General features: G+C 73.7%; 13 protein-coding genes. 3 read left to right on the plus strand and 10 right to left on the minus strand.

Features of this window, described 5'->3' with window-relative positions; all coding sequences use genetic code 11:
* Positions 1 to 291 (minus strand): helix-turn-helix domain-containing protein (locus tag ACFQ3T_RS30240; RefSeq protein WP_380728453.1); only part of this gene is annotated, 291 nt, incomplete at its 3' end.
* Positions 292 to 384: 93 nt separating this feature from the next.
* On the opposite strand from ACFQ3T_RS30240, the gene ACFQ3T_RS30245 reads away from it, so the two are divergent.
* Complete coding sequence (locus tag ACFQ3T_RS30245) at positions 385 to 678, plus strand: DUF1330 domain-containing protein (protein ID WP_380728431.1); 294 nt, start codon at positions 385 to 387, stop codon at positions 676 to 678.
* Positions 675 to 1643, plus strand: a complete 969-nt coding sequence (locus ACFQ3T_RS30250) for a saccharopine dehydrogenase NADP-binding domain-containing protein (protein ID WP_380728433.1) — start codon at positions 675 to 677, stop codon at positions 1641 to 1643. Before ACFQ3T_RS30245 ends, ACFQ3T_RS30250 begins: the two co-directional genes overlap by 4 nt.
* Before the next feature lie 57 nt (positions 1644 to 1700).
* Here the strand turns inward: ACFQ3T_RS30250 and ACFQ3T_RS30255 are convergent, their stop codons facing one another.
* The 8 genes from ACFQ3T_RS30255 to ACFQ3T_RS30290 all read right to left on the minus strand — a co-directional run bounded on the left by ACFQ3T_RS30255 (position 1701) and on the right by ACFQ3T_RS30290 (position 8599).
* Complete coding sequence (locus tag ACFQ3T_RS30255) at positions 1701 to 2039, minus strand: hypothetical protein (RefSeq protein WP_380728435.1); 339 nt, start codon at positions 2037 to 2039, stop codon at positions 1701 to 1703.
* On the minus strand, positions 2036 to 2608 hold the full coding sequence (locus tag ACFQ3T_RS30260; RefSeq protein ID WP_380728437.1) for a DUF5655 domain-containing protein: 573 nt from the start codon (positions 2606 to 2608) through the stop codon (positions 2036 to 2038). The genes ACFQ3T_RS30255 and ACFQ3T_RS30260 overlap by 4 nt, the downstream gene beginning before the upstream one ends.
* Before the next feature lie 18 nt (positions 2609 to 2626).
* Positions 2627 to 3592, minus strand: coding sequence for a VWA domain-containing protein (locus ACFQ3T_RS30265; RefSeq protein WP_380728439.1), 966 nt, complete (start codon positions 3590 to 3592; stop codon positions 2627 to 2629).
* The gene (locus ACFQ3T_RS30270) at positions 3592 to 4473 is read right to left on the minus strand and encodes a DUF58 domain-containing protein (RefSeq protein WP_380728455.1); all 882 of its coding nucleotides are present in this window, start codon (positions 4471 to 4473) and stop codon (positions 3592 to 3594) included. Before ACFQ3T_RS30270 ends, ACFQ3T_RS30265 begins: the two co-directional genes overlap by 1 nt.
* Before the next feature lie 65 nt (positions 4474 to 4538).
* Positions 4539 to 5570: an AAA family ATPase gene (locus ACFQ3T_RS30275; protein WP_380728441.1), complete on the minus strand. Its 1032-nt coding sequence runs from the start codon at positions 5568 to 5570 to the stop codon at positions 4539 to 4541.
* An 84-nt stretch (positions 5571 to 5654) separates the two neighbouring features.
* Complete coding sequence (gene mobA, locus ACFQ3T_RS30280) at positions 5655 to 6191, minus strand: molybdenum cofactor guanylyltransferase (RefSeq protein WP_380728443.1); 537 nt, start codon at positions 6189 to 6191, stop codon at positions 5655 to 5657.
* Between the two features lie 17 nt (positions 6192 to 6208).
* Complete coding sequence (locus ACFQ3T_RS30285) at positions 6209 to 6958, minus strand: MHYT domain-containing protein (RefSeq protein ID WP_380728445.1); 750 nt, start codon at positions 6956 to 6958, stop codon at positions 6209 to 6211.
* Positions 6959 to 7171: 213 nt separating this feature from the next.
* Positions 7172 to 8599: a sensor domain-containing diguanylate cyclase gene (locus ACFQ3T_RS30290; RefSeq protein WP_380728447.1), complete on the minus strand. Its 1428-nt coding sequence runs from the start codon at positions 8597 to 8599 to the stop codon at positions 7172 to 7174.
* Between the two features lie 453 nt (positions 8600 to 9052).
* Between ACFQ3T_RS30290 and ACFQ3T_RS30295 the strand changes: the two genes are divergently transcribed.
* Positions 9053 to 9835, plus strand: a complete 783-nt coding sequence (locus ACFQ3T_RS30295; protein WP_380728449.1) for an ion transporter — start codon at positions 9053 to 9055, stop codon at positions 9833 to 9835.
* Between the two features lie 3 nt (positions 9836 to 9838).
* On the opposite strand, the gene ACFQ3T_RS30300 is transcribed toward ACFQ3T_RS30295, so the two are convergent.
* Positions 9839 to 10322 (minus strand): NlpC/P60 family protein (locus ACFQ3T_RS30300; protein ID WP_380728451.1); only part of this gene is annotated, 484 nt, incomplete at its 5' end.

Raw genomic sequence — 10322 nt, forward strand, 5'->3', positions numbered from 1 at the left:
CGGCGCGCGGGAGCGGACGGCGGCCACGAGGTCCTGCTGGTGGGCGTGCTCGTCCGGGTCGAGCCGGAGGGCCCGCGCCAACGCGTCCAGCACCTCGGTCGACGCGCTGCGCGACTGCCCCTGCTCCAGCCGCGTGTAGTAGGACGCGCTCACCCCGGCGAGCTGGGCGATCTCCTCGCGGCGCAGCCCGCGCACGCGGCGGCGGCCGTAGTGGGGCAGGTCGACGTCGTCGGGCCGCAAGCGGGCCCGGTGCGCGCGCAGGAACTCGCCGAGTTCGGTCACGCCGCCCAGTATCGGCCGCCGGCGCGCCCGTAGCCTGACCCTGGCCGGGGTGGGTTGCGCTCGGGCTGGTTGGCGGCGTGGCCGGCACGCAGTGTGGTGGCCATGAGCGCATACATGGTGATCGACATCCACCCCACGGACGCCGAGGCGATGGCCGAGTACGCCGCCGGGGCCCTGCCGATCCTCGAACGCTTCGGCGGTCGCGTGGTCGCGTTCGACCCGCGGCCCGTGCCGCTGGAGGGCGAGTGGTCGCCCACGCAGGTGATCATCGTCGAGTTCGCCGACAAGGACGCCGTCCGCGCGTACCTCGACTCGTCGGACTACCGGCCGTGGAAGGCGATCCGGCAGTCGGCGTCGCTCGGCCGTTCGGTCGCGGTGGACGGGGTGCCGGCGTGAGGGTCGCGGTCCACGGCGCGTCGGGGTTCGTGGGCGGCCTGGTCGTGGCGAGGCTGCGTGACGTCGGCGTGGAGCCGGTCCTGGTCGGCAGGCGCGCGCTGCCGGGGTTCCGGGTCGCGGCGGTGGACGACCACGAGTCGCTGGTCCGGGCGTTGGCGGACGTCGACGTGGTGATCAACTGCGCGTCGCCGTTCACGCACTTCGGCGAGCCGGTGATCCGGGCCGCGATCGACGCGGGCGTGGCGTACGTGGACGTCTCCGGCGAGGAGTCGTACATCAAGGGCGTGCTGGACCGGCACGCGTCCGCGCCGGTCCCGATCCTGCCCGCGGCCAACAACGACTGCCTGACCGGCGACCTGCTGGGCCACCTGGTCGCCGAGGGGCTGGGCGGGCTGGAGACCATCAGCACCGCGTTCACGGCGGTCGACGCGGAGGGGTCGCGCGGCACGGTCCTGATGGCGCTGACGACCCGCGAGACGTTCCACTCCGGTGGCCTGACCTGGGAGGACGGTGAGTACGTCAGGGACCGTGCGGCCAAGCGGACCTCCGTGGCGTGGCCGTCCGGCGACGCACCCGCGGTGAAGTTCCCCCTGCCGCCCGCCGTCACCCTCCCCCGGCACGTCCGCACCCGGCACTCGGAGGGCCTGGCCTCGCCGGAGATCCAGGCGTTCTTCGCCGGGGCCACGCAGGCGACGGTGGACGGCACGCCGCGGCACCCGACCCCCGACAGCCGGTCACGGGCCCGCTTCACGCTGGTGGTGGACGCCCTCGCCACCGACGGCGCCCGGCGCCAGGGCGTGCTGGAGGGCCGGGACATGTACGGCACCACGGCCGTGATCGCCGTGGAGGCCGCCCGCCGGCTGCTCGCCGCGCCACCCGGCGCCCACGCGGCGGCGGAAGTCCTCGACCCGGCCGACTTCCTGACCGGCCTGGCCGCGCACGGCGTCACCTGGCGCGTCGCCTGACCGCTCCCGCCGCTCGGCGCCCCTCGGCTCGGCACTCCTCGGCTCAGCATCCTCGGCTCAGCACTCCTCGGCGAGCAGGACGAGCCGGCGGCCGGAGCCATCGGTCCACGGACTGGCCGCGTAGGTCAGGCCGAGGTGGTTCGGTGGCACCGGCTCGCCGGTCCTCTCGTCCACGTGGCCCGCGACGTGCGACGCCCAGAACTCCCGGCGGACGGCCGGGTCGAGGACGACCAGGTCGTCCACCGACCGCTCGACCACCACCAGGGTCGACGCCCGGAGCACCAGGCGTCGGGCGTCGCGTTCGGTCAGGACGCGCGGCCGGCCGCGCGTCCACACCACGCCGTCCTCGTCGGTCCACGTCTGCCGGCTCGAACGCGCCGACCCGTCGTCGCTCACGAGTTGGCCGTGTACGCCTGGCGCAGCCACTCCACCGTGTCGTCATCGATGGCGTCCGCGCTGCCGATGCCGATCCGCACGGTGATGGTGTCGTTGCCCAGGGCGCGCGCCGGCTCCAGCCGCCCGGCCGGCGCGTGGCCCGCCAGCCGGAGGCCGAGGTCGACCCGGTCACGGGTGGTGGCCTTCACGATCGCGAACGTGCGCCGGGGTGACACCAGCGCCACGTAGGTCTTGCGCGCCTGGACGTGCATCGGCCCGAGCAGCGCCGCCTCGGCCAGCAGCCGGTCGAGGATCGGGCGCATCTCGGGCCGGTCCGCGTACTGGGCGTCCACCAGCTCGTCCGACGACGCCGTCATGAAGTCCGGGTAGCCGAACCGCTCCATCACCAGCAGCATCTGCGGGTAGCCGGTCACGCCGTGCTCACGCAGCCAGACCCGCAGGTCGCGTTCGTTGTCGAGCCCGGTCGACAGGACGCGCCGGTTCCACTCCGGCACGCCCTCGCCGGTGCCGCGGCGCAGCAGCGCCGCGGACCAGTCGACCATCTCCCGCCAGTTCGTCGCCTCCGCCACGGGCGACATCCTGCCGCGTCAGGGCAGGCGTTGCCCGAAGAGCAGCGCGCCCGCGACGGCCAGCATCCCGAGCAGGGTGCCCAGCGCCAACCACGGCCGGCTCGCGTCGGCCTGCTTCTTCTCGTAGCCGATCTGCTCGCCCAGCGTGTCGTAGACCCGGCGCAGCTCCTCGGCGCTGGCTGCCTTGAAGAACTCGCCGCCGGACAGCTTGGCGATCTCCTTCATGGAGTCGTCGTCCACCGGCACGTCCTGCCGCCGGCCCTCGATCTCGACCACGCCGTCCTCGGTGCCGAACGAGATCGTGGAGATCGGGATGCCGGCCTGCTTGGCGTCCTCGGCCGCGTCGAACGCCCGCCGGGTGCCGACGGTCTCCTTGCCGTCGGTCATCAGCACGACGCGCGCGGGCGGCGGGCCGTCCGCGCCGCCGACGACCTTGCCGAACGAGTCGATGGCGGCCAGGGCGGCGACGATCGCGTCACCGGTCGCGGTCGACTGGGCGAGCTTCAGCCCGTCGATGCTCTGGGTGACCGCGCCCCGGTCGGTGGTCGGCGCGACCAGCACGGTCGCCGAGCCGGCGAACGAGATCAGGCCCAGGTTGATGCCCGGCGTGAGCCCGTCGGCGAACGACTTGGCGGCCACCTGCGCGGCCTCCAGCCGGGACGGCTTGACGTCCGTCGCCTTCATCGACAGCGACGTGTCGATCACCAGCATCACGGTGGCGCGGTTGCGCGGCACCTTCTGCTCGGCGGTCGGCCCGGCCAGCGCCACCGTCAGCAGCATGAACGCCACCAGGAGCAACGCCGCCGGCACGTGCCGGTACCAGCCCTGCCGCTTGGGCGCGACCTTCTCCAGCATCGGCAGGTTGGCGAACCGCAGCGTCCGCTTGCGCAGCACGCGCTGCAGCACCACGTAGAACGCGGCCAGCGCCGCGACCGCGCCGAGCAGCAGGAACCACCACGGCGCGGTGAACCCCGACAGGCTCATCAGGCCACCCCTCCCGACCAGCGGCGCTTGCGGGCGACCACGAAGCGCACGGTGTCGGCGATCCAGTCCGAGTCGGTGCGCAGCACCAGGTGTCCGGCGCCGGCCTGGCGGAGGCCCGCGGCCACGGCGGCGCGGTGCTCCGCCGCGGCGGCGGCGAACTCCCGGCGCAGCAGCGGCGAGGCGACCACCTCGCGCTGGCGACCCGACTCGGGGTCGGCGAGCACGACGGTGCCGACCTCGGGCAGGTCGATGTCACGCGGGTCGACCACCTCGATGGCGACCAGCTCGTGCCGGGCGGACAGGGCCTTCAGCGGCCGCTGCCACTCCATGCCGCCGAGGAAGTCCGAGATCACGACGACCAGGCCGCGGCGACGCGGCGGGCGGCGCAGCTGCTCGACCACGTCGGCCAGCGAGCCGCGGGTGCCCTCCGGGGCGCGGGGCGTCTCGGCGACCTTGCGGATGAGGCCGCGCGAGTGCGCCAGGCCGCCGCGGGCGGGCACCCGGACCAGGTCCTCGCCGGTGGAGACCAGCGCGCCGATCCGGTTCCCGCCGCCACGGGTCAGGTGCGCCACGGCGGCCGTCGCGGCGACCACCAGGTCGCGCTTCTCGCACACGGCCGTGCCGAAGTCGAGGCTGGGCGACAGGTCGATCGCGAGCCACGTCTCCAGCTCGCGGTCGGCGACCGTCTCCCGGATGTGCGGCACGGTGGTGCGCGCGGTGACCGCCCAGTCCATCCGCCGCACGTCGTCGCCGGGTTGGTAGGGCCGCGCCTCGCCGGGCTCCGAGCCCGGACCCGGCACGAGGCCGAGGTGGTTGCCCTGGAGCAGGCCGTCGAGGCGGCGGCGGACGTCCAGTTCGAGCGTGCGCAGCGCCGCTTCCATCCGGCCGCCGTGCAGGACCGGCGGCGCCCAGTTCGGGCGGGCCGGGGTCGCTTCGGTGGGCTCGGTCACGGCCTGCCCGCGGGCTGGGGCGTCTGCGGACGTGCCGAGACCTGCGGCAGCGGCACGGTCTGGAGCACCCGGGTGATGATGTGGTCCAGCGGGACGCCGTCGGCGAGGGCGTCGTAGGACAGCACCAGGCGGTGCCGCAGCACGTCCGGCACGACGTCCACGATGTCCTGCGGCAGCACGTAGTCGCGCCCGCGCACCAGCGCCAGGGCGCGGGCGGCGGCGATGATGCCGAGGCTGGCGCGCGGCGAGGCGCCGTACGCGACCCACCCGGCGACGTCGGTGAGCTGGTGCTCCTTGGGCGCGCGGGTCGCGATGACCAGCCGCACCACGTAGTCGACCAGCGCGTGGTGCACGAACACCCGGGAGGCCACGCCCTGCAGGCGGACCAGCTCGTCCGGGCCGAGCACCTGGCTGGGCACGGGCGGCTCGACGCCCATGCGGTAGACGATCTCCCGCTCCTCCTCGGCCGTCGGGTACTCGACCTGGATCTTGAACAGGAACCGGTCGCGCTGCGCCTCGGGCAGGGGGTAGACGCCCTCGTTCTCGATCGGGTTCTGGGTGGCCAGGACCAGGAACGGGTTGGGCATCGGGAACGTCTTGCCGCCGATGGACACGTGCCGCTCGGCCATGACCTCCAGCATCGCCGACTGCACCTTGGCGGGCGCGCGGTTGATCTCGTCGGCGAGCACGAAGTTCGCCACCACGGGGCCGAGCTCGACGTCGAACGTCTCGCTGCCCTGGCGGTAGATGCGGGTGCCGAGGATGTCGGCGGGAACCAGGTCGGGGGTGAACTGGACGCGCGAGAACGACCCGCCGACGACGTTGGCGAACGTCTCCACGGCCAGCGTCTTCGCCACGCCGGGCACGCCCTCCAGCAGCAGGTGGCCCTTGGCGAGCAGGCCGACGAGCATCCGCTCGACCAGCCGGTCCTGCCCGACGATCACCCGCTTGACCTCGAACACGGTGCGTTCGAGCAACTGGGCGTCACGAGCCGGCGTGTGGGGCGCCTCGGCGGCGGGCTCGGACAAAGGTCCTCCTCGACAGGGTTGTACGACTCTTGCCCAGTCTCCCCTGAGGACGGTATGGCTCTTGTGAAGGGGTCCGGCCCGGTGTCAGCGGGTGAGGTCCCGCGGGGTGTCCACGTCACGCGCCTCACCCGGTCGGGCGAGAACGGTCACCGGGTCGAGCGGCCCGAGCACCGACCGCATCGAGACGTCCCGCGGGTCGGCGGGCAGCGCCCGGCGCAGCGCCGCGACGCGCCACGCGCCGGCGAGCCACTGGAGGCGGCCGCCCTCGTCGACGAGCACCGCGCCGCTGTCGGCCACCGCCGCGAGCAGGCGGTCCACTGTGGACCGGGTGAGGCCCGGCTGGTCCACCGCCAGCACGACCACGAGGTCGGTGCGGACGTGCGCGAGCCCGGCGGCCAGGCCCGCCAGCGGTCCACCGCCGGGCGGTTCCTCCCGCGCCCACGTCACGCCGGGCACGTCGTCCTTGCGCGGTCCCACGACGACGGTCGCCCGCGCGCCGGCCACCGCGTCCAGCACGTGGTCGAGCAGCGTGCGGCCGTCGACCACGACCGCGGCCTTGTCGACACCGCCCAGCCTGCTGCCCCGCCCCCCGGCCAGGACCACCGCCGTCCACGACACCACGGCCACACCGTACGCGGCTAGGCGGGCTCGCCCAGCGCCTCGTCGTCGGCGGTGAACAGCATCCACAGCAGGACCGCCACCACCAGCGCGCTCGTGACGAACACCGGGAACACCAGGTCGAACACCGTCGTGCCGGACGGCGCGACCACCAGCGGGTCGACGTCCACCCGCACCGCGGCCATGCCGGTGTAGTGCATGCCGGTGACCGCCACGCCCATGATCAGGCCGGCGGCGAACCGCGCCGCGGTCGTCTTGACGACCAGGGTGAACCAGAACGCGGCGGTCGCCGCGACCACGGCGATGACGCACGACAGGACGACGAGGGTCGTGTCGTACGAGAGCTCGCCCTTGAACCGGATCGCGGACATGCCCAGGTAGTGCATGCCGGCGACGCCGAGCCCGGCCAGCGCGCCCGCCACGAGCAGCCGCGTCCTGGTGAACCGGACGAGCGTGACGAGCGACAGCCCGAGGCCGACGACGCCGATCGCCACCACGGCGGACAGCGCGGTCAGCGGCGCGGAGTACTTGATCGCCGCGCCGGGGACGTCGAAGCCGAGCATGGCGATGAAGTGCATGAGCCAGATGGCGACGCCCCCGATGGAGATCGCGCCCAGCACCGTCCAGCGCACCTTCGCGCGGCGGACGGGCTCGGCGCGGGCGCGGGCCATGCACGCGAGGCCGATCAGCGAGCCGATCACGGAGACGACGTAGGCGAGGACCAGGGTGGAGAGACCGGCCGAGAAGTGCTGCATCGAGTCGTGGTTCACGGGAGGTTACTAACTCCTGGTCACACCCGTTCACCAGGTCGGCCCAACTCAATTCATGTAGTCGAGATGAATTCGCCCCATTTATCTACTGTCCGTGGTTGTTTGTTGGGCTGAACAGAGCATCAGAGCGCCGTGCGGGTGAGTGCGGCTCAACCGGGCCGATCGACCCCGCGGGGGAGCCCGCGACGCGCCTCGTCCCGGCAGGCCGACGCCTCACCCGGCGGTCCGCCGGCCCACCACCCGGTTGCGGCCCGCGTCCTTGGCCTCCAGCACCGCGACGCTGGCCGCCTCGACCGCGTCGGTGACCGACGCGCCGGGCAGCACCTCCACCGCGCCGATCGACACCGTCACCACTCCCCCGGCGTTGCCCCGGTGCTCGACGCCGAGCTGCTCCACCGCCCGCCGGATGCGCTCGCCCAGCGCCAGCGCGCCGTCCAGCCGGGTGTCCGGCAGCAGCACGGTGAACTCCTCGCCCCCGTACCGGTACGCGCGGTCGCCGGCGCGGGCGGTGCGGCTGATCGCCTCGCCGACCCGGCGCAGCGTCTCGTGCCCGGCCAGGTAGTGGTACAGCGTGTTGTAGGCGTGGAAGCGGTCGATGTCGACCAGCAGCAGGCTGTACGGCTCGCCGACGCGGTTGCGCAGCGCGTGGTCGGCGTCGAACGTCGCCGGGTTCGGCAGGCCGGTCCGCTGGTCGATGGTCGCCGCCTCGGCCAGCGCCCGGTTCTCCGCGTGCAGCTCCTCCAGCCGTTCGGCGAGCCGGTCCACCTGGTGCTTGCGCGCCAGCGCCCAGTCCTCCAGCGCCTCGTCGTACAGCGCGACGCCCACCGGGCCGATCGTCTTCGCCCGGTACATCGCGAGGTCCGCCTGGTGCAGCAGGTCCTCGGCGCCGTGGCCGGCCCGGACGAACGTGATGCCCGCCGACACCGACACCCGCACGACGCCCTCCGCCAACGTCACCGGCAACGCGATCACGGCCAGGATCTCGTGCGCGGCGGCGATCGCCTGCTGCTCGTCCAGCCGGTCCAGCAGGACGACGAACTCGTCGCCGCCGAGCCGCGCCGCCGTGCCGCGGCCGGCGACCACGGCGGCCAGCCGGGACGCCACCAGGCGCAGCACGTGGTCGCCCGCGGCGTGGCCGTGGCGGTCGTTGACGTCCTTGAACTGATCGAGGTCGAGGAACACCAGCACCGTGCCCGGCGCGCCGCGCACGGCCTGCTCCAGCCGGGGCAGGAACCCGGTGCGGTTCGCCAGGCCCGTCAACGCGTCGGTGTTGAGCCTGCTGCCCAGCTCGTCCGCCGTCTCCGCCCAGCCCGTGACGTCGAGCGCGACCACCACGAGCCCGCCCACGGCGGGGTCGTCGCTCAGGTCGCGGGCGACGAGGTCGACGCGCCGGTGCGTGGAGCCCTCCACGGGCACCGCGCACGAGCACCGCGACGAGCCGGTGCGGCCCGCCGCCTGCAGGAACGTGCCGACGGCCGCCGCGTCACCGCTCGCGACCAGGTCGGGCAGCTCGCCGGGCGCGCCGCCGAACAGCCGCCGGGCCGCCGGGGACGCCCACCGCACGCCGAGGTCCGTCGGGTCGACCACGAGCACCGCGGCGTCCGCCCGTTCGAGCACCGCCTGGTGGAAGCCGCCGTTCATCGCGACGCGCAGACCGACCGCGGTCGGGCGGGAACCGCCCCGGGTGAGCCGCCCGCGGCATGCGCGGACCCGCGGCCCGGTGGCCCTCCCCCGCGTCTCCCCCCGCGCACGTCGCCTTCGTGGCACATCAAGTGGCCGGCCGTCATGGTCCCCCCTGGACTTGACTTCCTCCCGCAACCCTCGACGTTACCGAATCCGCGTCGCGCATTCGGGTGATCAAGACCATTCATCCGCAATTCTCGGGACACATTTCCGGGATCACCGCGAATGAGGGTTCATATCCACCCGGAGATCGGAATCGACCGGCCACCGCGACCACATCGCCGAGAACCGACCGGCAGCCCGAGTGGTCCTTCCGCACGACCAGGTGAATCACCTCAAGCCGTGCCGGCGGCACGCCGATGGGCTCGGTGCTCGATCGAGCCACCTCCCCGCGTGCAGAAGGAGTTCCGCATGGCTTTGCGCGACCGCGTCCGCGACGTCGTGGACGGCAGGCGCTTCCAACGGCTGGTGATCGGGGTGATCGTGGTCAACGCGATCGCCCTGGGGTGCGAGACGTCGCCCGCGCTCGTCGCGGCGCACGGCGGCGTGCTCGGCGCGGTGGACCGCGTCGCCCTCGCGGTCTTCGTCGCCGAACTGGCCGCCCGCCTCTACGCGCACCGCCTCCGGTTCTTCCGCGACCCCTGGAACTGCTTCGACTTCGTCGTCATCGGGGTGTCCCTGCTGCCCGCCGCCGGCGCGCTGTCGGTGATCCGGTCGCTGCGCGTGCTGCGCGCGTTGCGGCTGGTCTCGATGGTGCCGAGCATGCGGCGCGTGGTGACGGCGCTGGTCAAGTCGATCCCCGGCCTGCTGTCGCTGTCCGGCCTGCTGGTGCTGATGCTGTACGTCGGCAGCGTCGTCGCGATCAACCTGTTCCGCCCGAGCGGCGACCCGCGGTTCGGCGACCTCGGCTCGACCCTGCTGACGCTGTTCCAGATCACCACCGGCGACGGCTGGTCGGACGTCATGCGGGACCTGATGGTCGCCCAGCCGCTGGCCTGGGTGTTCTTCCTGGTCTACCTGCTGGTCGGCACGTTCACCATGCTGAACCTGTTCATCGCCGTCGTGTGCGGCGCGATGGAGTCGGACGCGCCGGCGAAGCCGACCGCCGTCGACGACCGGCTGGTCCAGGAGGTCCGCGCGCTGCGCGAGGAGGTGCGGGCCCTGCGGCTGGAACCGGTGGGCGACCGCCGGTGACGGCTACAGCAGGCGGGTCGCGTACGGCATGATCCCGCCGTACCGGACGGGGGCGACGCGCACCGACGACCCCGAGTACGGCGCCTCGACCATCATGCCGCCGCCCAGGTAGAGGGCGACGTGCGTGCCGCCGCCCGGGCCCCAGAACAGCATGTCCCCGCGCTGCGCCTGGGCGAGCGGCACCTTGCGGCCCGCGTTGTACTGGTACCCGCTGTAGTGCGGCAGGAAGATCCCCACGCCCGCGAACGCGTACATCATCAGGCCGGAGCAGTCGAAGCCGACGGAGTAGTAGTCGCCGTGGGCGTCGCCGACGCCACCGTCCCGGATGCCGACCGTCGGGCCCTGGTAGTTGCCGCCGCCCCACGAGTACCGGACGCCGAGCTGCTGCATGGCGCGGGCGATGACGGTCTCCACGCCGCCGGCGCTCGGCGCGACCACGGGTTGCGGGCGCGGCGCGGCGGGAGCCTGCGGCTTCGGGGCGGCCGCG

Origin of the sequence: Saccharothrix hoggarensis, from assembly GCF_042678885.1 — a bacterium.
Taxonomy (GTDB): Bacteria; Actinomycetota; Actinomycetes; order Mycobacteriales; family Pseudonocardiaceae; genus Actinosynnema; species Actinosynnema hoggarensis.

Coding starts and splice junctions, on each gene's coding strand:
- ACFQ3T_RS30265 (WP_380728439.1), bottom strand. CDS start 3,592: ATGAGCCTGTCGGGGTTCACCGCGCCGTGGTGGTTCCTGCTGCTCGGC.
- ACFQ3T_RS30290 (WP_380728447.1), bottom strand. CDS start 8,599: ATGAACGGCGGCTTCCACCAGGCGGTGCTCGAACGGGCGGACGCCGCG.
- ACFQ3T_RS30295 (WP_380728449.1), top strand. CDS start 9,053: ATGGCTTTGCGCGACCGCGTCCGCGACGTCGTGGACGGCAGGCGCTTC.
- ACFQ3T_RS30245 (WP_380728431.1), top strand. CDS start 385: ATGAGCGCATACATGGTGATCGACATCCACCCCACGGACGCCGAGGCG.
- ACFQ3T_RS30270 (WP_380728455.1), bottom strand. CDS start 4,473: ATGGAAGCGGCGCTGCGCACGCTCGAACTGGACGTCCGCCGCCGCCTC.